The organism is Paenibacillus periandrae (assembly GCF_022458865.1).
Taxonomy (GTDB): domain Bacteria; phylum Bacillota; class Bacilli; order Paenibacillales; family NBRC-103111; genus Paenibacillus_S; species Paenibacillus_S periandrae.
The window spans coordinates 131,923-155,660 of the sequence record NZ_JAJNMU010000008.1; the positions used below are offsets into that span (position 1 = coordinate 131,923).

The 23,738-nt window shown below is 36.4% G+C and carries 27 protein-coding genes; 4 read left to right on the forward strand and 23 right to left on the reverse strand.

The genetic code is table 11. The features are described 5' to 3' along the window. Positions 1-71: 71 nt before the first annotated feature. The 4 genes from LRL21_RS14880 to LRL21_RS14895 all read left to right on the forward strand — a co-directional run bounded on the left by LRL21_RS14880 (position 72) and on the right by LRL21_RS14895 (position 2,700). Positions 72-356 (forward strand): hypothetical protein, encoded by a 285-nt coding sequence (locus LRL21_RS14880; protein ID WP_240416582.1) that lies wholly within the window; start codon positions 72-74, stop codon positions 354-356. A gap of 1,214 nt (positions 357-1,570) precedes the next feature. Next, positions 1,571-1,951, forward strand: coding sequence for a DUF4257 domain-containing protein (locus tag LRL21_RS14885; protein WP_240416583.1), 381 nt, complete (start codon positions 1,571-1,573; stop codon positions 1,949-1,951). Between the two features lie 88 nt (positions 1,952-2,039). Beyond that, a complete protein-coding gene (locus tag LRL21_RS14890) occupies positions 2,040-2,192 on the forward strand; it encodes a hypothetical protein (protein WP_240416584.1) in 153 nt (50 codons plus the stop codon). A 181-nt stretch (positions 2,193-2,373) separates the two neighbouring features. Continuing rightward, a complete protein-coding gene (locus tag LRL21_RS14895; RefSeq protein WP_240416585.1) occupies positions 2,374-2,700 on the forward strand; it encodes a hypothetical protein in 327 nt (108 codons plus the stop codon). Positions 2,701-2,819: 119 nt separating this feature from the next. Here the strand turns inward: LRL21_RS14895 and LRL21_RS14900 are convergent, their stop codons facing one another. The 23 genes from LRL21_RS14900 to LRL21_RS15010 form a co-directional block, all read right to left on the reverse strand. Next, positions 2,820-3,854, reverse strand: coding sequence for a hypothetical protein (locus LRL21_RS14900; RefSeq protein ID WP_240416586.1), 1,035 nt, complete (start codon positions 3,852-3,854; stop codon positions 2,820-2,822). Between the two features lie 172 nt (positions 3,855-4,026). Next, positions 4,027-5,517 (reverse strand): DNA cytosine methyltransferase, encoded by a 1,491-nt coding sequence (locus LRL21_RS14905; protein WP_240416587.1) that lies wholly within the window; start codon positions 5,515-5,517, stop codon positions 4,027-4,029. Between the two features lie 272 nt (positions 5,518-5,789). Beyond that, a complete protein-coding gene (locus LRL21_RS14910; protein WP_240416588.1) occupies positions 5,790-6,179 on the reverse strand; it encodes a hypothetical protein in 390 nt (129 codons plus the stop codon). Beyond that, positions 6,176-6,943, reverse strand: a complete 768-nt coding sequence (locus tag LRL21_RS14915; protein WP_240416589.1) for a hypothetical protein — start codon at positions 6,941-6,943, stop codon at positions 6,176-6,178. Before LRL21_RS14915 ends, LRL21_RS14910 begins: the two co-directional genes overlap by 4 nt. A gap of 460 nt (positions 6,944-7,403) precedes the next feature. Continuing rightward, a complete protein-coding gene (locus LRL21_RS14920) occupies positions 7,404-8,045 on the reverse strand; it encodes a hypothetical protein (protein WP_240416590.1) in 642 nt (213 codons plus the stop codon). A 69-nt stretch (positions 8,046-8,114) separates the two neighbouring features. Next, a complete protein-coding gene (locus LRL21_RS14925; protein ID WP_240416591.1) occupies positions 8,115-9,485 on the reverse strand; it encodes a hypothetical protein in 1,371 nt (456 codons plus the stop codon). A gap of 265 nt (positions 9,486-9,750) precedes the next feature. Further along, positions 9,751-9,978: a hypothetical protein gene (locus LRL21_RS14930; protein ID WP_240416592.1), complete on the reverse strand. Its 228-nt coding sequence runs from the start codon at positions 9,976-9,978 to the stop codon at positions 9,751-9,753. 75 nt (positions 9,979-10,053) lie between these two features. Then, the gene (locus tag LRL21_RS14935; RefSeq protein ID WP_240416593.1) at positions 10,054-10,278 is read right to left on the reverse strand and encodes a hypothetical protein; all 225 of its coding nucleotides are present in this window, start codon (positions 10,276-10,278) and stop codon (positions 10,054-10,056) included. Positions 10,279-10,429: 151 nt separating this feature from the next. Beyond that, positions 10,430-10,576 carry a hypothetical protein gene (locus LRL21_RS14940; protein WP_240416594.1) on the reverse strand — a complete coding sequence of 49 codons (147 nt, stop codon included), beginning with the start codon at positions 10,574-10,576 and terminating at the stop codon, positions 10,430-10,432. A gap of 204 nt (positions 10,577-10,780) precedes the next feature. Next, positions 10,781-11,002 (reverse strand): hypothetical protein, encoded by a 222-nt coding sequence (locus LRL21_RS14945; protein ID WP_240416595.1) that lies wholly within the window; start codon positions 11,000-11,002, stop codon positions 10,781-10,783. Between the two features lie 77 nt (positions 11,003-11,079). Further along, a complete protein-coding gene (locus tag LRL21_RS14950) occupies positions 11,080-11,346 on the reverse strand; it encodes a hypothetical protein (RefSeq protein WP_240416596.1) in 267 nt (88 codons plus the stop codon). A gap of 401 nt (positions 11,347-11,747) precedes the next feature. After that, complete coding sequence (locus LRL21_RS14955) at positions 11,748-13,142, reverse strand: hypothetical protein (protein ID WP_240416597.1); 1,395 nt, start codon at positions 13,140-13,142, stop codon at positions 11,748-11,750. Continuing rightward, positions 13,135-16,389, reverse strand: a complete 3,255-nt coding sequence (locus LRL21_RS14960) for a serine/threonine-protein kinase (protein WP_240416598.1) — start codon at positions 16,387-16,389, stop codon at positions 13,135-13,137. Before LRL21_RS14960 ends, LRL21_RS14955 begins: the two co-directional genes overlap by 8 nt. A 783-nt stretch (positions 16,390-17,172) precedes the next feature. Beyond that, complete coding sequence (locus LRL21_RS14965) at positions 17,173-17,538, reverse strand: hypothetical protein (protein ID WP_240416599.1); 366 nt, start codon at positions 17,536-17,538, stop codon at positions 17,173-17,175. A 1-nt stretch (position 17,539) separates the two neighbouring features. Beyond that, positions 17,540-17,950 (reverse strand): hypothetical protein, encoded by a 411-nt coding sequence (locus LRL21_RS14970; RefSeq protein WP_240416600.1) that lies wholly within the window; start codon positions 17,948-17,950, stop codon positions 17,540-17,542. 113 nt (positions 17,951-18,063) lie between these two features. After that, on the reverse strand, positions 18,064-18,384 hold the full coding sequence (locus tag LRL21_RS14975) for a hypothetical protein (RefSeq protein ID WP_240416601.1): 321 nt from the start codon (positions 18,382-18,384) through the stop codon (positions 18,064-18,066). 74 nt (positions 18,385-18,458) lie between these two features. After that, positions 18,459-19,058 carry a hypothetical protein gene (locus LRL21_RS14980; RefSeq protein WP_240416602.1) on the reverse strand — a complete coding sequence of 200 codons (600 nt, stop codon included), beginning with the start codon at positions 19,056-19,058 and terminating at the stop codon, positions 18,459-18,461. A 13-nt stretch (positions 19,059-19,071) separates the two neighbouring features. Continuing rightward, positions 19,072-19,221, reverse strand: coding sequence for a hypothetical protein (locus tag LRL21_RS14985; protein ID WP_240416603.1), 150 nt, complete (start codon positions 19,219-19,221; stop codon positions 19,072-19,074). A gap of 155 nt (positions 19,222-19,376) precedes the next feature. Further along, a complete protein-coding gene (locus LRL21_RS14990; RefSeq protein ID WP_240416604.1) occupies positions 19,377-19,763 on the reverse strand; it encodes a hypothetical protein in 387 nt (128 codons plus the stop codon). Between the two features lie 87 nt (positions 19,764-19,850). Continuing rightward, positions 19,851-20,471 (reverse strand): hypothetical protein, encoded by a 621-nt coding sequence (locus tag LRL21_RS14995; RefSeq protein WP_240416605.1) that lies wholly within the window; start codon positions 20,469-20,471, stop codon positions 19,851-19,853. Positions 20,472-20,804: 333 nt separating this feature from the next. Continuing rightward, a complete protein-coding gene (locus LRL21_RS15000; RefSeq protein ID WP_240416606.1) occupies positions 20,805-21,299 on the reverse strand; it encodes a hypothetical protein in 495 nt (164 codons plus the stop codon). A gap of 46 nt (positions 21,300-21,345) precedes the next feature. After that, the gene (locus tag LRL21_RS15005; RefSeq protein WP_240416607.1) at positions 21,346-21,606 is read right to left on the reverse strand and encodes a hypothetical protein; all 261 of its coding nucleotides are present in this window, start codon (positions 21,604-21,606) and stop codon (positions 21,346-21,348) included. A 173-nt stretch (positions 21,607-21,779) separates the two neighbouring features. Next, entirely contained in the window at positions 21,780-22,781 is a 1,002-nt protein-coding gene (locus tag LRL21_RS15010) for a hypothetical protein (RefSeq protein ID WP_240416608.1), read from the reverse strand. Between the last annotated feature and the right edge of the window lie 957 nt (positions 22,782-23,738).

The window sequence follows — 23,738 nt, forward strand, 5'->3', positions numbered from 1 at the left end:
CATTTCTTTATTTATTATTTGGTTGTTTGAATGCTAAAATAACTATAGGGTGGATTAGGAGGGATTTTTACATGGTTGATGATGACCGTAACTTAATTAGACAAATGATTAGTGCAAAATGGCATGATAATGATGAACTCTCAAAAAAATGGTTGTCGTCAAGCTCTGAACAAAGATTAAGAGGCATATGCCTTGAAATTGATCATATTATAAGCGATTCCATGGAAAAGGTCAGTAGGCTTAACGCAGAAATCAAAGATAATAAAAAATTATATTTACTGGATGAAGTACAATTACTTGCTCTCCAACATGTTCGAATGACAATTCAAACCGAGATTACTATGCGGAATAGTTGATCACATATGAAAAAGAGACGATAGATGGACAATCCATTGCTGGATGCCATCTATCGTCTCTCTTTATGATTATTTTTTCTGCCACCTTTTTACGAGCCTGAGACAGGATGAGCGGGTTACCATGGGTTTATTAGTTTTTTGGAGTTTCGGAAAGAGTGGTGGGAAAGCAACTAAGTTGGAAATCTCCTTACTAAGGAATTCACCCGCATGTTGACTTGGTTTAAACATTAAGGTTTCTGCTTCCTGATTTGCATTAAAAACGGTGACTTCGCAGGATGTGCAGATCGTAAGATTTTTGTTGTCGTTAGCCCTGAAGCATATTTCACATATGTCTTCTGGAACTTCGTAATCAAGCTGGCAATACTCACTCCACTGCTCGTCTGACATGGTGATCCACTGATCATAATGCAGACATGAATCACATAGCGCTTTACTCCCTGGTATACATGTACAATTCATACTTTTACTCCTTTTTTAATGAGGTGATCTCAGGTTATTCGTCCTTAATGCTCCTAAATACAGAATCGTTAAAGATTTCATCCATTAATGCATGAGTGGAAATTCTGACATCAAGCTTTCCCTATTGCCCTACTCTTTCATGGCTTTATGTGCCTTATGAACAGATGCAAAAAGGCAAAAATGCACCTAGTTACACCACCAATCCAAAATGGATGTCTGTCAGAGACAGATTGGTCGCATAACTACGCGCATTTTGTTAAACTAATCTTTCGCCGTATGGCCAGATCGAAATTAATAAACATCTACACTCATTATGTTATCATAAACCCTTGTTAAAGAAAAGAAACTGATTGTTCCCATTCCCAAAGTAGTGGTTAACAAATACTGAAGTTCAAAGATAAGGTTTTGTCGGTCAAATGATAATAAATTGAAAGTAACAATGGACCTCCCATGGAGGTCTATTTTGTTCTCAGTACGTCTAGATAATCTTTAGGAAATGATCTATAATAAATCTTAAATATATCTCTTTCACACGGTAGGTCAGGCGACTAACCGATTCTAACTTTCCATCTTTGGAAGCATACCTTAATGACATAGTCATGAGGATTTATGCATTTAGAATCCAGGTCGTTCTGATCTTTTTTTTGTTTGGGGGAATATATTCACCAACAATTAACCTCTGGGAGCTCATTATTCTTGGGACTCTAGCAGCGGTTTTTTTATTATCAAATAATAGAAAGGAAAAGTGAATACTCGTGACAACAATTACTTTGATTGTAGCATTTGTAGTTGGTGGACTTGTCAATGCTGTGGTATCTGCACGTATCGATGGCGCATTATTTCCATACATCAAAAAAGTAGGTAAAAAACGTTACCTCAACCTTGGTATTATGGGGGATTTATTGATCGGAGGATTTGCTGCGCTGGCTGCCACTGCGCTACTGGAACCAACAACACTTATAAAAGTGGTAGGAACATCCGTTCTTGCAGGGTTTAACGGTCTTTCCTTCCTCGCAAAAAACGCCCTTGCGCGGTCTAGCGACCCTGAGGAGACTGATGAAGTTGACAAGATGTACAAAGCTTTCATAGAAGATAGCTCGAATGAACAAAAAGTGAATTCTAAACCACTTAAGTAAGCGTTCATCATTAAGGGGATGCCTTGTGACCCCTTCTTGTACATAATAATGGAACAAAACATGAACCCTAGATTTGGGAGGAACATGAATGACAATAACTGTTGAAAACATCGACAGCCTCATCCATCGCATGTATCGGCTATTTATACTATCTAAAAGCGAAATGGAGAAAGATGAACTCGGCCTCAAATTAAGAGAACTTATGAACAAGCGCAAAGAGCTTGTCAAAACAGTAAATTAACTAATGAAAAGACCTGCATTTATCCTTTGGGATGATCAGGTCTTTTTTCTTTTTCAAGTTGATCTATAGTCAATGTGTTATACTTAAAAGGAGCAAAACATCCAAATAATCTCATAAACCTAAATAATTACATTCACACGGGATCTTATGTCTGTTGTATTAAATAAATGGAGGGCTGATTATGGATAGAAATGCTGAAAACTATATTCTATTTAAAAGAACATTGGGCCACCTACTTATCGTTGCACATCGAAACCCTGATCCCCTCACGAGAATGGAGTATCGTCAAAAGTACGAAGATATGCTAGCTCGTGATTCGGATTACAAGGTAGACGACATGTCCGATGAACAACAACGAGAGGTTATGCATCTCGAACGTCTTACGAGTTTGTATGATGACTATCTTTCCGAATTATCTGATATGCGGAAGTCAGAGATATTTTTAGAAATTATAAGCCTATACAATGATTTAGGTTTAAGTCTTAACGATTCTTCGGATGTCTTGTGACATGCCTCCCACCTTTCAGAAGTGAAGGCTTCATCACATGCCGCTAGTGTTGCATGAGATAAAACAAAATAGGAGTGGATTAATCCCAACCCATGTTAGTCGATTCTTGAACGAACTTCTTATTTTGTGAAATTTTCTTTCAGGAATTTAGATTTTTTTAAGATGCGAAAGATTATCGAGAGTTTCTCATATAGTTCTGAAACATCCAACCGAATATCTTTAATCTTTTCTGCTTCTTCTTTTGCCAGATTTAAATGAAAATCCTCTTTGTTTTGTTTGCAATATTTAAGAATTCCATTCAAATCAACATCATTGAGTTTTGTTATAACTAAATTAGGATTCTTAGTCTTAATTTCATTCAACACTTTTAGTGTATTTTCTAATGCATGGAATGAAGTCCAGAATACTAAAGCCACACTACGTTTTCTTGTTTCAAAAACTTGCAGAATAACAACTTCAATAATTATATACGTTAATGCAGCTTCAATAAATGCAGGAAACAGTCCTTTTGTAAAATCCAAATAGTCTTGAGATGTTTTGAATACTCCCAACCTGTCAACAAAAAAAGGAGAAAAAGCATTGAATACAAGTCCTGACGTAATGCGATTGATAACACCAAGAAAATAAAATATTCCTGACGAGAAATAAATTAAGGTTCTTAATCTAAACAGGAAATACAATGTTAACAAGTAAATTAGAGATGCGATGTAAAAACAGGCATTTATTATCACTTTGTCTAAATCAATAAATTTTTTCATATATGTGACAAGTGAATCTACCGTCAAATGATGATTCTTTAAATATTCACGATATGCATAGAATTCCTCATTATTGCTTATTTTTTCCTTGAACGCCTCTTCATTTTTAAGTAGTATCATATAGAAATCCTGTTTTCTAGCAGGTTGATATGGAAGGTCTTTTTTTAAGCTTTCATAAAAAGATTTCTTTGCTTCAGCATCTTTTGTCCAATCAAAATATACATCATACGAATATTTGTCATCGGTTGCATAATTGTAATATGCATCTGAATTCAATGCATTAATAAACTCAAAACTATACATATACATCGTGATCGTAAGTGCAAGAAAAATGAGCGGTAATACAGAACCTGCTATTCCAAATTGAAACAGAGGATTTTTCATTAGATTTTTCATAATTGGATTACCTCCATTATGTATTATACTTGATTAGTCAAATAAAAACAGTCGATAAATCCAAACCATACATTCTAGGTATCATGTTTATTCATAAATAATTGTGTTTGCAAACGCACTAGAACCCCCTACTACTCTGTAGCGGGGGTTAGTAATGTTAAGCGACAGCGAGCTAAGGCTGCAACAAAGGTAATAATTGTTTCTTAATGGTCTTCGCCAAAAAGCGAGACACTTTATAATCAACACAATTTTTCAGTGCCTCAAATATTGCTGTCAATGGTCCACTGAATATAAAATCATCTGGTAGGCTAAACAGACGGGCGGCCTCTCTCACGGATAGATAACGATCAAGTTCGGGATGGATAAAAACCTCATCTTGAACGTGAGTAATCGTAGGCGATTGTTTATGAGTATCAAGCCTTTGGCAATAATTTGAAAATAGCTTTTTTTTAGATCGGAGGTGCATGGGTACTGAATTGATATTCCCTCCCTGGGGGACATACATCATACGCTCCAACGTTTTTTCTGTGGGTGTAAAGAACATATCCTGTTGGGGTATGCCTTCTATATCTGCAAACGCATCTCCCACTGTTGTAAATGCTGATATATGTGGAATATCAAGGTTTGGTTCAGCTCCCTTAAGACCCAGTATAAATGCTCTATTTCTTTTTTGAGGCGATCCAAGAGAAATAGCGTTTATAACACGTGCGGTGATGGTAAACTCACTGAGGACTTCCTTGAATCGTTGGAGCATAATCCCACCTTTTACAGTAATGAAATTTTGCACATTTTCAATAATAAATCCACTGCAGTTGCTCCATTTTATGATGTTTAAAGTCTTTTCTACTAATGGGTGGTGCATAGATTCTTCGTCTCTGAAATTATTGATAGTATTTAATGCGGAAAATTTGACGCAAGGGATTCCGGCTGCCACAAAGTGTACTTGAGGAATATCCGCTTGGGTAAACTCCATCACATCACGCATAACAATATGATTACCTATATTATTTCGGTAAGTACGTATGTGGTGGTCTTTCATGGTACGGTCATCATAGCGATCGTTTGCGAACACGATATCATAGTTCTCATCCAAAAAACCTTTATCTAAAGAGCCGCAGCCAGAGAAGAGAGATAGCATTTTAATTGTCTTTTCTTGAATACCGGTGCTGATTCGTCCACCAAGGGATTCCTTAATGTCTTTCTTGTCAGCTTGAAAAAGATCAAACAAATCCATCTGCTGGTAGTTTACAACATTACCGAATTCAACCAGGCTTACGGAGTATTGGCGCTTTTGCATCTCCAGCTTTTGATTTTTAGCCTCTTCAAAGTCAATGACGTTGGTAGCAACTTGAATTGCTTCTAGAACTGTGAAGATGATTTTTCCTTGTTGAATCTCAACCTCAACTTTTTGGTGGTTCTCCAAAAACTCCCTTACTTCATGGGCCTTGATGTCGATGACAGGAACTGTGGCACCGGTTTTCTGAGTCGTTTTAGCTACATGTTTTTTTGATGCTATGGCCGGCATAACTGTAATTTGTTTCTTGTCTTTATCGATCTCGTATTTGATGGCTTGACCAATATTAAATCCGAATTGGTTCAAGTAATGTGCTTCAATATAGAGCCGGTTTTTAATCTTATAGAGCCGCTTCATGATTGCTTTCATAATAATAAACCTCCATGTATTGGGATTGGGTTGTGAATAAGGCGCAAAAAAATACACCCTAACGAAAGAGACCCTTTGTCCATGAAAAGGCATGCTGCCTTATGGCAAAAGTCCACTTTCGTTGAAGTGTATTAGTTGTTCGAATATCCCTTGAAGCGCCTGCTAGGGATCATAAATATTCTAAAAGTATAAGATTATCTTATCACGCCTAACAAGAAAATGAAATGATGAAGTGATAAGAGAGCGATTTTACCCGCTCCCTCATTTGGCTGCTATACACGTTTATTATGAGTAGTACTCTCATTCACTCGTGCTGGAGGCACATACTTGTCCAAACCCAACGGTTCAATAACAAGATCCTCGCCGCGTAGCTCATCTGGATGAAATACACCGAGCATTTGTCCAAGGCGCATTGGGACGTTGGTATTTTCGCATTTTTTTAGATACACCATTGACCCACCACAATATAGGGCATCTTCAACCTTTTGGTCTTCACTCTCTTTATCGTAATCGATAGTCTTATGACAATGGAATGGAATGTTGTCATGAAGAGCACGAATAATTCCTTCTAAGCGACCAGGCCTCAAATCAAGCTTATTATCTTTCCGGAACGGGCAATCCTTACAAGGCTCTTTAATGGAAAACAATTGCGTAATACTCATTGTCCACCTCTATTTCTATTCCCAAAATCATTCCATTGCAACTTTCGCAAGGTACCATCACAATTATTAGAGAAAGTGAAGTTGTTGCAGGGCTGACCCTCTAAGATCATTCTATCATCCTCTACCATTTTTCTACAAGTTGAGCATACATGCCAGCCCGAAGAAATCTTATAATCGCTTGGCTCGAAAAGCAAGTCATTGGCATATCTATAAAAAGAGCGATATAGATTGTCTCCATTGTACATTGCGTAGATTTCATCTATAATCTGTGAGACCTTTTCCATTGCAATACCTCCCCCACCATCCAATCCCCAGAAAGGGTGCTCATCGAATCCTTGGAGTGGGATAGTCGTAGACTTGTATGATTGCATAACACCCCTAACAGAATTAAGGGAAGCGAACATGCGTTGCACATTATTTAATAACTCTTCATGAAATAACTGATCCCAAGGTGTTTTTCCCCCTGAAAGTTCCCGTTTGACTGGAACAATGTTGGATCCGTCTTCTTCAAATGTTTCAAGATTGACTGGACATGTATATGTCGTGGACATTCGTCTCTCTGTTGCTTCAGATAAAGTACGACCATATTCACTATCTAATCCGACCTTAAATTCCACGTAATCAACTTTCTCCTTCGCATCTTTCCTCCAATCAATGGAGCCATCCACTGTAAAGTGAATATAGCCACTGTGAAAGGATATACTGCCATTATGTGTCTTTATCCATGCCAGAGCTTTTTTATCATTAAGTGTAATATTCGTCATGTTTAACACACACACCTATTGATTTATTCCTCATTTTGATTTCGGCTAGTTATTATTTTCTTCCACCCATAATTCACATTCATTGCACAGCCCTGTTCGTGAGGGTATTAACTTCTTATATCGGCAGCACTCACAATATTGGAACAAAAATACTTTCTGAACCCTATACAGGACAATATTTTCATATAAAAGGGAGATTCTTACCGCAAATAAGTAAAATTTTCTATTTCCGAATAATCCATCTGAAATCAAGAAAATTAATTTGAACACGTTTTCTTGGAACAATTCAAGATCACCTTTTTTAATCTCATCCATTAATGGAATCGAGTTTTTTGATTCTACCATAAAATCCGGATACCCGATTTATTTTAATGGTATCGCAAAGTTTTGTCGCTGACAAACACTGATTCCGGATCTGTATCCCCAACCCTTTATTGTTACAAAATTTTTAGCATAAGATTTACTCACACTTGTAATGTGCACGGATAGCGACCAGCTGGTCATTAACCTGGAGTTGCTTTTGTATACAACCGGCACCCTGAACTTGATTGAGCCAGTTCTTTACATCATCGACGTCATTAATTCTGCAAACCACGGTCACAGCTTTAAAAGGAACGGTATCCCCAAAATATGGACAATTCTCTCCACCCGATGTTACGACCATTCCGGTACTGACCTGTTTCATCGTGTTAAGGTTGATGATCCCCCACACATCATGCTTCGTAAGATCTAGTGGATTGGGAAATTCAGGTTCTGAGATGCTGATTGTCATAGGATCAATACAAAGCACAACACCGTCGTCTGGTAAAGCATTCAAGCGTTTGCATATGGTAAACTCTTTTTTAGTTATGGCTTCCTTTGTGACTGAGTTAATATCATCAATCCATAGGGTTGAGCCCTTACCACGATAATCCCCACGTCTCCTTAACTCATTAGCAAGCAAAGATATTTTATCTGAGATCCCCGATGCGAAAGGATAATTATTGGTATCAAATGCCTGGATTAAATTCCTGTATCGGATATAGCCAATAAAACGACCCGTTTTTTTAATCATATTTTCGGCCTGCGTCCAAGTTACTTTTCTTTTATCAACTGTTATCATTTCAGTTCCTCCAATCGTTTAATAAGAATAAAGAGGGGATATCCAAAGACATCCTCTCTCGCATTTTTTTTACACTAAGCTAATTTGTTTCAGAATGTCATCCAAACTCGAATGAAAGACCTTCTTTTCGCTTAACCAATCGTTGAATTCGGTGGATTGATTGCATTGCGTTAATAAAGACGACATGGATATTCTCATCTGATCGAATGCCTTCTGCTGCTCTTGAGTAAGTTGATATTCTCCAGGGTTATGCGAACGTGTATTCACCCAACCCTGTATATGTGCTCTTGCATACTCAAATACATCATTTTCCGTTAATAGACGTTTCATGATACTATCGATATCACTGCTGTTATAGGTGGAAAGCAGAAATTCAATGAATCCATCTATTGCTTTATCCGATTCAAACCCTTCAGATAGATTCGTCCAAACTGGATAGAAAGGGATGCCATTACGTAGCTCCATTCTGCTCATTTCCCCAAAGACAGGTGTTCTCTCATGAATGGTTTTGTCTGCTTGCTCGATATATAAATTATGCCCTATACCTAAGCGAGCACCTATATCAAGAAACACACCATATTCTTCTTCAGATAGCTCACAAAAATCAGCGACACTCTTGAAATTCCGGTTTCGCCCCAGCGTAATCAGTTCCCCATTCACTTCGTCAAAAGCCTCTATGTGTGTATTTGTAATGTTTTGAAGTGGTGATACCAAATAAATGGAACGATACTGACTTCTATTTGGATTGATGTCCATAAAGTGCCTATAGGATCGACCTTTCAGATATTTGCTGATGACCGATTTTGCATAATCTATATGACATCTATGCCCTTTTTTTTCTTGAAGAATTAGAAACTCGTAATCAGACTTGGAAATTTCCAGCGCATCATGCCTCCAAATATCAATCGTACCAGTCTCTTCATCTCGAAGATGAATCAATCCCGTATCATTCAAGTCTTCTTCGTGCCAGAATACATTTAGGTATTGATCGTTCGAAGGGTGAATAACGATAAAATAACGATCCTTTGGTTTTACCAATAATGTGATTACTAGCTTATCCCACCCATCGATTAAATGCGTGCGACCTACGTGGTGCCGATTCGCTTCGAAAAGTTTGCCTATGAGCTCATTCGCAAATTCATCAGGGAACTCGACTGGATACGCATGATGTTCCATAAGCAATTTGGCTAGAGTACATGTGTTGCCGTCTGGATCATTTACCGCACGGGTTGGATTATACAAAAAAATTTCTATAGAACCTTCGTTACCTTCTTTTAGGTATAGTTCCACATCGTATCCTGTTGAGTTACGCAGCATTAGATTGACTTGATTGAGAAATTCTTTTACCGATAACGAATATGATAACGATGTTGGTGAAATGCCTGTTCCTGTTACCAAATGATGATGCCATTTTAAATTCATTTTTTTTGTATTATTCATTTTTATTCCTCCTAAGGATTCATATTGTCATAAGTGCCCATAAAAAAAGCACTCCTAACTAGGTTCAACCGGTACGCGGAAAATTCCAACGTTCGCTGGTTATTCACTAGAAAGAAGTGCTTTGTTCATGAGATGGTCTTTATGGCGCATGCCGGGACCAGAAAATTAATGAGCTCTTATGGAACTATACTAACATAATCAATGGTTATAAACAAACTGTAGAATGCTCTTGCAGACTTTGAATTTCCGCCCCCTTAGCCAAGCTTTATTTAGTTTGATCCTGTGATTCCTTTACGGTTTTTACAAGAGAATCAACTTCCTTAATCATATCTAGTTGCTGATTTTCTCCGATATAGCGCACGATATGAGATTTTTGATTGTCATTCATTTTTACACCATGCTTATTACAAGCATTTTCAATGACCTCATAAATCCTCATCTGCTTTTCCATCCATCCAAGGGATTCGCCTAATGTTTTATCGTGTTCTCTCATCTTCATTCCTCCTAATATTAAATAAAACTCACACTTTAGTTAGTCTTTAAAATCTAAATTGAAGTCATATTTTATTTAGATTTCAATTTCATCGTTGAAAACGTGGACTTCTTCATCGTTTTCCAAGCGAATCACATACATGCGTGGGTTTTCGTCTGTTTTATCAAACTCTTTCCCTGCTTCCAACTGGCGAATTACCGTAAATTTCAAACCTTCATACTTCATATAGTCACTACCAGTAGGTGCGAACGATTCTTTGAATCTGATTTCACCATTGATTACTTGATTATTTTTGCTCATATTAATTCCTCCTATTATAAATAGAACTCGCATTTTATTTAGTCATCATCGCATTGACATTGACATTCACATTCCCAACAGGTGGAGCAATATTCTCTGTCTGTTGCAGGTTTTCCACATAATTCGCACAAAAATAATTTAGTTTATTAAATTACCATTCCCTGCCGTTTTTTACTGCTTCTAAATTTTCCTTTGCAAGCTTGATATATTCCTCTTTTCTTGAATCATTACCATATTCACTAATTACCTTTTCTAATTGTTTCTCATAATAACTAATTAAGTCTTCTCTATTTTTCATTAACATCCTCCTTGTGTCTGAAAATCGTTAACAGACAGCTTTTTAGTAACTTTGTAAATGTCAAAACTAGCACGCTTATCTCCCTTGAATTATCTACCAAGTATTTAACTAGCTTTCTCGTTTGATTCTCACGCACGATTACTTCATGGTAGTTATTTTCGATAAAAAGATTCAAATTCTCTCCGTCATTATGTTAAGGGTAATTTATCCTTGTGGCAGGTAAATTACATCTTTGAATGACCTTTCAAGCTGCTGTATTGTCTTTTCATTGGAGATACTTGTATATGACCTACACATACCATTGTTAGAATCGAATATAAACCATGATTTTCCTGATTCATTGAAAATCAAACTATACTCTTTACCTTTGTATTTAATGGTAAAAGAAATTCCATTACCCAAGTCATTTACATTTACAATTACCATATCATACCTCTCCCTCTCAAAATCACATTTTATATATACTAGATTCATTCTAAAGCCTAGACACATAGTAAAGTGTTTTATAAAGAAGTAACTTCAAATACAACGGCCAATCCGTCCTCATAATTTTGAAATCTAAATTCACCATTCGTACCTTGTGCGTTACAATACCAGTCCCATTCATTGTTCGTTAAATGTTTAAACTTATCTTTAATTACTTCCATCATGCTTTCAAAGTCAACTGCTTCAATTATGTCTTCTTTACTAAATGGGAAGTGAAAATCCGCTGCACCTTCATCCACTCTTTCTTCGCTTTCGTTATGGGTTAATGTATATTGAAATTTCATTTTCTAACCATCTCCAATCTAAATTGAATTGTCTTTTTATAAAAGTACATCTCCATTAATTCAGATAACTTACATTCTCACTTACATTCCACTCCTTTAAATTTTTTGGGGTTTTGGGTTGTGAACGAAACGCAAAAAAGCGCTTCTCCCAGAATATGATCGCTTGTAACGCGAATTTCAACCAAAGGTTGATCATAATCTCGGAGAAACGCTAAACACTAATATCAGTTCATAGGGCGCATGCCAGAACCAAAAGAGTTTCGTAATTATTTTGATTTTATCATACAATTCATTATGAAACAAGATAACCGTTAATGTCGTACTTTTAGAATAAAATAAAGAAGCGAGTACTGCATAGTACTCGCTTCTCACTATTTCACTGATATATGCTTGTGAAGGAATCACCCTTTTACACTTGGTAAAGCGAAGACTTCCCTCAACTCATCTATTTGACTCTCGATGATACTAGGGTTAAATGATATCAATGCTATTTCTTCCAGAATAACCTCTTTTCCAAAATGAACCGGTTTATAGTATACCGTAATCATGTATTGTCTATCAATTAGGATAGTTGTTGTTCGAACATTTGTCATTTCAGCGATAGTAATATTATTGGAATTCTTAGATCGTAGACTCTGAATAACTTTCTTGGTTCCGGTATCTTTATCCATAAAACCAATGTAAAGTTTTGCATTTTGTGATAAGGCATCAAGTAAAGAAAGCAACCCATACTCTGTTCTTTGTAGATCATAAAAATGATCCGATATCAAAATAATTTCACCTGGATTTGTTTTGGATAAATTAAAAAACAAGTCCTGATATTCTTGGTAAAATAATAATCGATTCGTATAGTAACCATCATGAATTTGTTCCAGGTTTATATTTACACTGGTCATTAAAACTTTCAGTTGATTCCGGTTATACCTCATCAATTCGAGTTCTTCGGAATGCAAAAATGCGTTTGGTTGTAGAATCATTTGTTCATTCGACTTATAATATTTTGTGTCAAACAACCGTACAAATGATATAGGATGCTCTTTCATTTGTAACCTAAATAATGCCGAATAAACATCATTTTCTTTTTCATTGCCAGTATCCATAACGTAATCTAGTTGATCTGCCTCATCCACTAGTTGAAATAAATGGGCCGGTATCGTTTTATGAACAATTTCATATTCCTTTATAGAAATAATTCTATACAACTCATCCCGTTCCAAGATATCTGGGCCATTAACTCTAAAGTTTTTTTGATCAGTCTTTTGATAGAGATCATAAATTTCTTTAATATCGGGTTCGTGCTCAATTATATAACTGCTATTGGTTTCTATTCTTTTTGTCAAATAGGCGTCACAATTCACTTTTTCACGATATTCACTAAAACCCGTAATTTGCTTAACGATGCTTCCATCCAGTAAATTTATATAAATATTTTCCATAATATCGGGTTCGATTTTTACAGTTTTCATTGTTTCTAAAACAGTTCTACCTAACCTACTGATACTTATCTGTTTACCAAAATGGTTTATGTAATCACTCATTCCCAATTCCAAAATAATAGTGTCCATATAATCGGTGTCCACTCCAAGCAGCTTACGCAACTCATCATAATGACACCAATTTAGTGAAAGTAATTTTAGTACAGCTTCATGGGTTAATGGTAATGACAATTCTTTACGTATAGTGATATTTAATGTGATTTTCGCAAATGGTATACCGATTAAAATGGTTTTTAAAAAATGTTGGCCTTCACGCTCGTCTATTATTCTTTTACGGACTTCCAAGATATTATTATTCATTAAACACCTCATAATCATAGATTTTGCAACCTGGCGTTTGACGCATGTATTCAATAATTTGAGGGAATCTATTCGTATCGTCACGATTATTTTGAAAAAGATCGAGATCCCCGACAATAATAAGGAGGCGTCTTGCTCTTGAAAGTGCAACATTGATCCTTTTTTCTGATTTTTGGAAACCAATCCCATCACTTCTCACTGTACTGAAAATAACGATATCCTTGTCCCTTCCTTGATAAGAGTCAACGGTATTAACTTCAATTTCTTTAATATTGGAATAATCAGCTCGATTCACAGAATCACGGATTAAAGACTTTTGCGCGCTATATCCCGTTATAACTGCAATTTCATAATTTTCAGCTGACTTTTCTTTATCAATGGTCTGAAGGACTTTTTTAATAATGTTGTGTTCACTTTTGTTTGAATAGGAAGTGGTCCCTGATACTTGTTTTTGTCTACGATCAGATTCAGATAATTTACTCGTACTGATCCAAGCTATCTGAGTATCTTGAAAGCAAGTTAGATCATGTAGTCTCTCAGCGTCGTCAATACCGGTATCGATCGTATTCTCATAAAAAACGTTACTAATCATATTACCTATCGTTTTATGCATTCTATATTGCATAGATAAACGGAATTTATTGGTTACAGGTAAACGATCAAATAGATGCTTAAATAGTCCTGTTTCAAAAACTTCTTGTTTCACATTACATCTGTCAATTACTTCTTTTTTTAACGTAGGAGGCAGTTGGTTATGATCACCAACTAAAATAAGTCGACTTCCTTTTAGTAGTGGAATTAGTAACTCAGGGACACTTGCTTTTGCAGCCTCATCGACAATTACATAATCAAAACTCAGATTTTTAACGGCTGGATTTGAATTATATCCGGTACAAGTACCAGCAACGATGGTCGCATTTTCAATAAGTCTTGCAACCGAATCATTTGCTGTACGTATTCGATTACTCCAATCATGTTGTATGATAGCTGTTTGGATAACTCTCATTTTATCTGGATCATCTTTGTAAGATTCTTCAAACTCAATTATAAAATTATTATCTTCAATATTTTCTTCAGTGAAGTTACTTCTGAACTTCAAATCACAATATTTTCTAAGATGGTCTTGGTCAATTCCATTTAAGGTTGTTAATTCTTGTAGTCGTTCATTTGACGCTGCAACTGTATTTTCCACCCACTTAGAATGGACGTTTGAAAGACCAAACCTTTCCCATATTCCAGGAATAATATTTTCATTTGATCCGATACGTAGAATTTTAGTGTTTGATATTGTCTGGTCTGTTAAGAGCCCTTCTAATACGTGATCGACTGCAGTATGTGATTGTGAAACAATCAAAATTTTAGAATTTCTGTGAGAGAGGTCAGATGAATTTTCAATTAATATCTGATTTACAATTTCTCTAATTACAGATGTTTTCCCTGTACCAGGCGGGCCTTGAATGACAGAAATAGAAGAAGTACTCAAAACTCTCCTTACAGTCTCTTTTTGGTTTAAATCTAATTTCTTATTTATAAATGCAATTTTCGCAAATTTATCTAGCGAAGTTGGTTGTTCAAATCCCAAAACCACTTCCTTTAGATTCTCGTTACATTCAAACTCATTTGCGCTTAATGCCCACAATGCTTTCTTTTGTTTATCGATTAAAAACATGCTCAAATTATAATCTTCTACTAATGTCCCAGCATCCGGAAGTCGTACAGATTCATTTTCATATTTAACTAACATGATAGCTTTGTTATTTTTTACAACAATTTCTTTGAACGTTCCCACAACAGCGGGTTTTTTCCTCTTCTTCTCCCCAGCGTTCAAAATAGGGTCAAATAATAAAGTAGAGTCAATAGAAAACCCGAGTTCCTCAATATTAGTATTTTCTATAGCGAATTCTAGTAATCGTTCCTCTTTATTTAGAACAAGAGAAGTGTAGTTTACTTTACGAGCAGAGTCTATAATTAGCTCTTTTTCCTTATCTAAATACTCAAACCAAATACCGAAAAAACGCTCAAATTCATATTGCTTGTTTTCATCAGATTGATATTCCATTCTATGAGAAATCAAATCATTTACAATTTCATATGTTTTATGTTCTCGAATGGACTTAATTTCGGATGATGGAACAAAAAGCAAACTACCACTTATTTTCATGCATTTATTTAAGATAGCTTTTCTATTATTAGGAGTAATATTGGAAATATCCTCTACGATAAAATGTTCTTCATAACTGTTGTATGAGCACTTCAATTTATAGCCCATATCAGAAAAAATTGTAATATCGTGCTGCTTGTTTAATTCTGGCTCCTCTAGTTTTGAATCAATAAATGCAAACGGTATTTGAAACCATTTGTTCAGAGAAAGTTTTATAAAGTCTGAGATTCCGTGGGTTGCTGGTATCAGTTTCCTGTTTCTTGCTTGTGCTAATATAGAATGAGGAAATGTTACTAAATATTTTGATTCCGCATACAATTCTCTGTAAATTGAGTTCAACGCCCTTTTGAGATCTGTTACACTTTCATAACGATCTGTAGGTAATAATTGAACAGATTTTATTAATATATCCTTTAATTCGGGTATCATCCCAGATGTATTTTTTATTTCCGCTGCAAAGGACTCTGGCAAGGGCGGTTCTTCTCCAGTATGTAAATAGTATATCGTAGCGCCAATTGAATAGATATCGCTCTGAAAAGATGCATTATCACCATGATAACTGACTTCTGGTGCCATATATAAATTAGTTCCGTAATGTCCCACGGTCTCTTTTGAAATCTGTCCTTTTATTTTTGAAAGACCGAAATCAATTAATTTTGCCTTTCTATAGTCTTCAATCATGACATTATTGGGTTTTATATCGCGGTGTACAATGCTTAGATTATGAGCTGTTTCCACTGCATCAACGATATGAAACATAATATTGTTTTTTTCAACCTTATCAATGAGTGTATTATTTATATTTTGCAAATTCATGCCTTCAATGTATTCCAAATAAATTCTACCTAAGCTATTACCATCATTTGTTTGTTCAATTTCATAATCATACATTTTCACAACATTATCGTGATTATTCAATACTTTTAATGCGCCGATTTCTCGTTCAAAGAAGAGACTGGATATATGATCCATTCCTTTTATCTCTTTTATTACGATGGGTCGGTTATTTTGTATATCCATATACTTATTAATTGTAGATATCTTAGTTTCATAGATACTTTCAACCCAAGAAAATTTTTCCGACATGATATGACCTCATTTTCAAAAGATTTTTATTATTAATATAGTTTCTCACTATAAACCGTCACTTTCACAGATTAACTATATGAATATTTTACCATAAAATGATAGTTTAATCCTATCTATCATCATAAATATTGAGACTAAAGACACTTTCTCTCTATCACAATATTTACTCTTTCTAGTTTCCAAATAAGTGTATAAAAATCATACTAGCCATGGGCACCTGTTGAAGATCTCAAAGTTAACAATAGATTAACAAAAGCCCGAATCCGAGGATTCGAGCCTTTGTATTTTTTTTCGACAACCAATGTATGGCGTCTCATTATAAGAAACTATTAACCTTATGTTAGGGAAGTGAAAGACTAACTTTGTGTTTATATACCTTTTCGCTTGCTCCTCTGATAGTCAATTAAGTTTTTCAAAAAAAGACCAATAGCACTTAGTACTAAAGTGATTGGGACTGTTTGAATTAGATATGTGACCTCTGAGTTCAAACCCAATAATACACATCCTAAACTTCCGTAGAAAATTAAGATGAGTGTCCCCTCTATATACTTTAAACGAATGAGCTGAAAAACACCCAAGAAACCGCCCAAAGATATAATTATAACAGCTAAAAATTGAACCATTTCATTTTCACTCCTTCTAGATGCTTTATTGGATTTGGATGGTTTCCTTTTTAGATATTTAAGAAAGGAGACAGGTTTATACTGGGTCTCCCTCTTCCTTCCCTTCTCTATTCAAATCAATTTATTCCGAAATAAGTGCACTATCTAGTGTAAGAAATTAAGATAGTTCAACTCTGTAGTTTAAAAAGCTCAATTCCTCATGAAGCAAGGTAGTAGATATTCTTTGCCTTCTTTTTTCCATTAAAACATAAATGTTGGAAATCACATAGCGGCTTTTGATCTTGACTAGTTGCAGTACACCAACGTGTTCTCCATTTTCCTTGAGAATCAGACGTATGGATCCAAATTCCCCTATCCATTTTTCAATACTGGATGACTTTGTAATTACCCTCTTATCTTTCCCGAAATACAGTAACGATATCAATGAATGCGGCTTAGCAAATAAAAATGATTCAATACCTTCACCTTTCCCGCCAATAATTGGTTTTTCGTTAGAATAGATTGAAAGATTAACTCTACTCATTTTACTCACCACCAACAATCAGTAAATTAGAATAGGTCACTATTCCTGTATAAGCGCAGCAGTTCACCGCTTCTAACGATAGAAGATACTCGTTATCTGGGACAATCATCTTTCCATCTTTTTGAACAGTTTCGGGATTCTTCTTAGCATACTCCTCAAGGGTTTGGTTTGCAGGGCGATGTGTGTCAATTGTCTTCCCATCATGTGCCAATGGGCAATCCATAGCTTGATTATCATATTTAAGTCTAAGGGGGTCAGCCGTAAACCCATAGACGACAGGCTGTCCTCCAAAATCAAGAGATCTCGATCTTGCAAAAACTAGTGCTAAATCCAAAAAGCTGGTCAAATAGGGATTCTTAAGCCCGCTTCTTACGATTCCAGATGAACGGAAGCTGACTGATCGATGATACATCTATCGACCAGTTTTAGCTCTTTCATCTGATTCAAGATTGGAAATCTGCTTCTTAAGAATGCGAATTTTTCGATCACGATGGCCGGCAGCCACCGGATGATCCTCCGTTTGATTTATGTGCATAAATCAGCTATCTTTTCGTTCAGCTCACTGAGTATTTTTTGTTCCTTGCTCTCGTCAACCGGAACTAGTGTTATGTTTTCATAAAAAACTTTCGCATCACCAGAATCGATTTGGTCTCGGATCTGCATTACCCGTTCCATGATTCTCTTAGTCTCTATATGCCGCGGATCACCTTCGTAGATTCGAAAGTTCTTCCATCCTCGAATCGTGGCTGTAAATCGTCGAATATCCTCATCAATTTCATTAACACTCTCTGTAATGGTTGCACCAGAAACCCATCTGTGACGTGCTAAGATTCTCCATTGTTTCATGACGTAATCGCGCTCCCTAGATTAGAATAAAAGAAAGAACCCAGATTAAACTGAATTCTTTTTTTGGAAAATATTTATTGCAGCTGAGTTTCGACAGCATCTTTTAATTTCAAAGCATCCTTAATAGCTCTCAGTAGATTGAATGTTGTCGGGATCATCAGCCATTCCTCGACAATTTTTCCTGTAATATCGGTTGTTCTTCCTTCCTTTGGAAATGAAGGGTCGATATTAGATACACATTGCCATACAGTATGATCTCCATTGATAATAATACCGCAAATATCATCCCAATAATCAACACTAGGATTGTCTAAGTATCGCTGAATCCGCATTGCAGCTTGTAAAGGAAACTTTCCGAACATGTCCTCCATTTCTCGGAGTAGTTTGGAAATAGAAGTATTCGTTGGTTTAGGAAGATCCCGTTTCTCTGACACAGGCATACCCATGTTATACCAGATGCACACTTCATTCAGCAGCTCATCAGGATCATCATTGCCATAGACAGGAATTAATCGACATTGATCTGTCTTGTCATTCATAAAATAGCCAAACCAGCACGGTTCTTTCTTATTCCGAATGATTTGAACTAAATCCCCTGTCACTTCGTTTTTAAAGAAGCGATAGTATTGCGTACTGTTTTCACCACTCGTAAAATGTTCTGTTTTTAGCAACATAGCGATATGCCTCCTAATTATTCTTATGGTTAAGGTTATCACTGGCCTGTACATAGACTGGAGTCTTTATACTTCCAATAATCGTCTCGGTTTGCAAAGGCACCTCCGCAAAGCCCCAGTTCGTCTTCCACAACGTGAGGTTTTGCAGGGTAATTGCTTTCAAGTGCAATTATCATGGGGTGAGAGTCTCCTTCCTCCCCATGAACTTCAATCTGATCATGGGTAAGATCCATCGCTAACTTGACGGATCCTAAGACCAGCCATGATACGATGTTTGATTCATGGTTGATTACCTCCGATTAATAGATATCAAAAATGTTATTCCACGATCTGAATAATTAATTGTCTCTTTAAAGGGCATTCAGGTTCACCATCGCCTGTGATGGTATAATACCAATCATCCACAAGAGCATAGACTCTTTTGGATTCAATATTCGTATATAGCTTTCTTCCCCAGTGATCTTCGCCAAAGGCCTTCACCTTGATGGACGATCCAAAAATAGAAGTTTCATGAGAAACATGGACATCTGTATAACTGTCTGATCCTGGCTGTCCTTGTGAGACCAAGCTAGTGCCCCAGCAGGTGTCGCATTTTTCGCCCTCAACATAGCCGTTAATGCAGCCATCTGCTTGACAAGTCACAAGTTCGGGTACCGTTTCAATTTCATCGTCTGCCGGATTGCCTTTATTATTCGACATAGTCATGCTATCGCTCCTCAGAATGAAGTGTAAATATTGAATGGCAAGCCACAAAAAACAGGACTTAATAAAGTCCCGTATCGGTATGCACGATTAATCTGTAAAGACTAATTTTAGTTGCTCAAACGAATGTTCTTGGAACCGGTCTAATTCCCTACTTTCATCTTGCAGGTCCTCTAACCGATCCAGGAGCTTAGAGCCTTTAGACCATATAGGTTTCGCGATCAAATCTAAGTAGTGGATTCCACTCTGCTGCATTAAATCCTTACGTGCATCTGGATCAGCATAATAAAAGCCTGATTCATACATGGGATAGAGTTGTACTAACTTCGAAATGGCAGCTAACTCAAGCCACTTTTGAGTCACGTCCTTACTTCTATACTCTTCAATAAAGAAACTATAGACGACTTCAAGAGGAATCGAATCAGAAAATCGGACTGCTTCCCTCATATCGGGGTCTACTTCAATTTTTTCCGTGTTCAATGATTTCGGTTCAATCGCAATGATAGCTCGCCGTGTATGGTGCATCGCCAAGAGAGCATAAGCAGCTTGTTCTGCTGCTAATTCCTTAGCGTACGGATCGACCATTTCATTGAAAAAATAGATATAGGGTCCGGAATGGTCAGGCCAAACCTTCTTTTTCGGTAAAATATTAATAAGTCCAGTTTGTAACATCATGTGTAGATTTTCTAAACTTGTTCCGTGATAGTACATATAAAAACCTCTCTTCATTCTATATTTGGTTGGGTTGTGATTGAAGCGCAAAAAAGCACTTCTCGCAGTAAAAGATGCAAACGAGCGACATCAATAGTCACAAGTTTATTCTTTCACTCCGAGAAGTGCTTTGTTTTCATAGGGAGTTCTTGAGGCGCTTGCCAGAACCAAAGCGGGAATTTTAGTATTATAATCATACCACACACCTGAGATCCCTACAATGCTGTTACCAATTTGCATTCAGAGGAGGAAACGGAAGCAAGGAAAAAAGAGACAGTTGACTTTACCGTCTCTTTTTTTGAATATTCGGATTTTATCTTGGAAACTAAGACTTCAATTGTCATCATTCTTCTTCCATGTTCTACAATCAAACCGTTTTTGTCCATCGTCATAGAACTTCATATGTTCATCTATCCAATTAAGCTGTAAGGCTGTTACACCCTGAAATTTAACAGGAGAATGTGTAATAATTCCGTCTCTATCTCCATTCAATTTACTAGAGAAATATAAGCATCCAAATTGAACTTCGATAGGAATATCAGTTATTAAAAGGTTATGTTCTGTATTACCGCACTTCAAAAAAACTCCGTTTGGAAATAAAACCCCACTTAATCCTTTGTCTTCTACAAACTCGTAATTAGTGATTGTGACTTTCCTTTCCATTCTTTCTTCAAAATTTGCGGGCTTTACAATCCAATTTTTACAACCGGAGCAAAAGATGTACCCAGTTATATCTTGCTCCCATTTATCGTCCGTAGCGCACCCACACATACTATCAATTAACCCTTGGTCCCAAATTTGATTTAGATCTGAATAATTCAATCTCAAGTTAGCACCATCCTATTAATGATGTAAAAAAGTACTCATTTTCATGTTAAGCAATCTGAATGTACTCTTGCACGTATTGTAGATTAACAAACTCAACGCCAGTCATGACCGTTTCAGTGTAAAAAGACCCATCATTAAGCTCATGATATTCGACACCTCTGGAGTTGAAATACTCACGTATCTCTGGGGAGTCGTACTCTTGATTAAGAGTGAACACAATGCCATTTGCAGACTCGAATCTATTCGGATTCGTAGATATTTTCCCTTCTAAGATTTCTTCCACAATTTCAAGTTCATTGTTTGTCATTTTCATATCTCTCCTTCTAAATCGAAGATGAATAAAACTTCGTGTATCACTTCCTGACTAATCCTTATCCCGGCTCCAATTCTTGAACTGTCTATTAGGCATAAGAATATCTCTTTCATTTACTGCAGTATTGGGGAGAGGGTTGCTTGCTTGACCCGCCCCTGATTCATGAATTAATTTTGAAGCCATGGCTTTGACTCTAATGATTCAAGATACGCGAGTGCATCTTTAATGTTTTTGACTGGTTTGATGTGTAGCTGCAAATTCTCCTCTTTCTTAATTTTGATCGCATCAAAATAGTCATGTTCAGAAACAAAACATGTCATAAATTGGATGTTTTTCCCAGTTAAACTTGCATTGGATCTAATCTGGTTAGCTGTGATAAGTTTCATCTTAAGCCCACCTATTGAACTTACATTACCTTCAACGTCAATCGTACCGGTTCCGCAGATTTTATATCCCTTGAGGAGATCTTTATCACCGAACTGATGAAGGAGTTCAAGGGTAAGCATTAATCCAGCTGAATTGCCGTTTAAATCTTGGGGAGATCCTTCAAAAAGGTCTTTAGGCAGTTGCTTACCTAGGATGGATTCTGCCACAGTTTGGGCATTGGTATTAGAAACTGCGAAGTGTTCGTGACCTTCCTTTGCAGATGCCGTTGCCACTTTTTGTTTATCACCGAATGAAATATCAATGAGTTGTGCATAGGAATTAACGAATTTCAGATCATTCGCAACCTTCTGTTCAGTAAAAGGTAGATTCCCCTCTCTAAAGTCCCGAACAGCTTTATCTTTCTCATACTCACGAAATACTCTGCGAAACTCTCGATTGTCAGATAAATTCATGGTGGAACTTCCATACACACTAAGTGAATAGAAGTGACCATTCTTTTGCTCTGAATATTTTGGATTAATGAATTCGGAGTCGGGATGAACATCTCCCGAAATTATGACTTCATAATAAGCATAAGATTGAACGATGAACATTACAAAAAAAATAACTGTAATAATGGTGGCAACATAACCGAAAAACTTTAAGAACGTATTCTTAAATGTAAGTCTTTCGACATCATCAAGTTTTTTAACAAACTTGAAAATGAGGTAACTTGCCATCCCTGTAAGGATTAAACAACTAAGATAGACCCAAGCAATCGGGTCATGGATAAAATCAAACATGTAGACGCCTCTTTTCATATTTAGTTAAAAATTTCATTGGCCTGTGAGATCATCTCATCCCAGGATCAGAGACATCTGTTTCTCTACTAATTAGCAAAACGTCCTCCTTCTAAATGGAATATGGGTTGTGATCGGCGCAAAATAGCAAAAAAAGCGCCTTTCCCAGAGAATGACTGCCTTTGTAAGGCATAACGAACCGTAAAGGTTGTCATTCACTCGGAAAAGTGCTTTGTTCACGAAATGGTTCTATGGCGCTTGCGAGAACCCAAAAAGTTAAATATCTATACAACATTATCCTAACATAGCAGGGCCTATTACTCAACTGAAGGGCTCACTATAGTTCGTGTAACCGGCCACATGAAGCAGATAATATTTAAGACGTATACACAGAAATGGAGAATATATGAAATTGTGAGATGTAGCCACACAAAACAGACCAATTTGGTAAGTTATTAACATTGTTCAGTAATATTTCATCAAATAATACGCGTAATCCGATTTTTGCTTTCACTGAGTTATATTAATTGAAGATACCAGTCTGGCAAAGGGTTTACATCCTAACCGGCCACACAAAGCAGATCTCTTAATCGTAATTGCTTAAGAAACCCCTTTTGTAATTAATGAAAGCCGTTTTATTTCTATTCAAAGGTATAAGCAAGCTAGTGGCCACACAAAGCAGGTTTCATTAATAAAATTGCTTTATGTTATTAATGAAGTTCGATTTTCTTCCTATACAAAGGTATATAGATCAGCTAGCGGCCACACAAAGCAGACCATACTCCAAAATAACCCAAGGGGATTTAGACTTAAAGCCACACAAAGCAGAGGATTTAAACTACTTATCCACAATGTTTAATTTGGGTGTGTGGTAATTGGATATATTTATAATATTAACTCACTTTTGCGTGGCCTCTATAGTCTGCTTTGTGTGGCTTCTGATTCTGCTATATGTGTCCG

Coding starts and splice junctions, on each gene's coding strand:
- LRL21_RS14880 (WP_240416582.1), top strand. CDS start 72: ATGGTTGATGATGACCGTAACTTAATTAGACAAATGATTAGTGCAAAA.
- LRL21_RS14890 (WP_240416584.1), top strand. CDS start 2,040: ATGACAATAACTGTTGAAAACATCGACAGCCTCATCCATCGCATGTAT.
- LRL21_RS14895 (WP_240416585.1), top strand. CDS start 2,374: ATGGATAGAAATGCTGAAAACTATATTCTATTTAAAAGAACATTGGGC.
- LRL21_RS14900 (WP_240416586.1), bottom strand. CDS start 3,854: ATGAAAAATCTAATGAAAAATCCTCTGTTTCAATTTGGAATAGCAGGT.
- LRL21_RS14905 (WP_240416587.1), bottom strand. CDS start 5,517: ATGAAAGCAATCATGAAGCGGCTCTATAAGATTAAAAACCGGCTCTAT.
- LRL21_RS14910 (WP_240416588.1), bottom strand. CDS start 6,179: ATGAGTATTACGCAATTGTTTTCCATTAAAGAGCCTTGTAAGGATTGC.
- LRL21_RS14915 (WP_240416589.1), bottom strand. CDS start 6,943: ATGACGAATATTACACTTAATGATAAAAAAGCTCTGGCATGGATAAAG.
- LRL21_RS14920 (WP_240416590.1), bottom strand. CDS start 8,045: ATGATAACAGTTGATAAAAGAAAAGTAACTTGGACGCAGGCCGAAAAT.
- LRL21_RS14925 (WP_240416591.1), bottom strand. CDS start 9,485: ATGAATAATACAAAAAAAATGAATTTAAAATGGCATCATCATTTGGTA.
- LRL21_RS14930 (WP_240416592.1), bottom strand. CDS start 9,978: ATGAGAGAACACGATAAAACATTAGGCGAATCCCTTGGATGGATGGAA.
- LRL21_RS14935 (WP_240416593.1), bottom strand. CDS start 10,278: ATGAGCAAAAATAATCAAGTAATCAATGGTGAAATCAGATTCAAAGAA.
- LRL21_RS14940 (WP_240416594.1), bottom strand. CDS start 10,576: ATGAAAAATAGAGAAGACTTAATTAGTTATTATGAGAAACAATTAGAA.
- LRL21_RS14945 (WP_240416595.1), bottom strand. CDS start 11,002: ATGGTAATTGTAAATGTAAATGACTTGGGTAATGGAATTTCTTTTACC.
- LRL21_RS14950 (WP_240416596.1), bottom strand. CDS start 11,346: ATGAAATTTCAATATACATTAACCCATAACGAAAGCGAAGAAAGAGTG.
- LRL21_RS14955 (WP_240416597.1), bottom strand. CDS start 13,142: ATGAATAATAATATCTTGGAAGTCCGTAAAAGAATAATAGACGAGCGT.
- LRL21_RS14960 (WP_240416598.1), bottom strand. CDS start 16,389: ATGTCGGAAAAATTTTCTTGGGTTGAAAGTATCTATGAAACTAAGATA.
- LRL21_RS14965 (WP_240416599.1), bottom strand. CDS start 17,538: ATGAGTAGAGTTAATCTTTCAATCTATTCTAACGAAAAACCAATTATT.
- LRL21_RS14970 (WP_240416600.1), bottom strand. CDS start 17,950: ATGTATCATCGATCAGTCAGCTTCCGTTCATCTGGAATCGTAAGAAGC.
- LRL21_RS14975 (WP_240416601.1), bottom strand. CDS start 18,384: ATGAAACAATGGAGAATCTTAGCACGTCACAGATGGGTTTCTGGTGCA.
- LRL21_RS14980 (WP_240416602.1), bottom strand. CDS start 19,058: ATGTTGCTAAAAACAGAACATTTTACGAGTGGTGAAAACAGTACGCAA.
- LRL21_RS14990 (WP_240416604.1), bottom strand. CDS start 19,763: ATGACTATGTCGAATAATAAAGGCAATCCGGCAGACGATGAAATTGAA.
- LRL21_RS14995 (WP_240416605.1), bottom strand. CDS start 20,471: ATGTACTATCACGGAACAAGTTTAGAAAATCTACACATGATGTTACAA.
- LRL21_RS15005 (WP_240416607.1), bottom strand. CDS start 21,606: ATGACAAACAATGAACTTGAAATTGTGGAAGAAATCTTAGAAGGGAAA.
- LRL21_RS15010 (WP_240416608.1), bottom strand. CDS start 22,781: ATGTTTGATTTTATCCATGACCCGATTGCTTGGGTCTATCTTAGTTGT.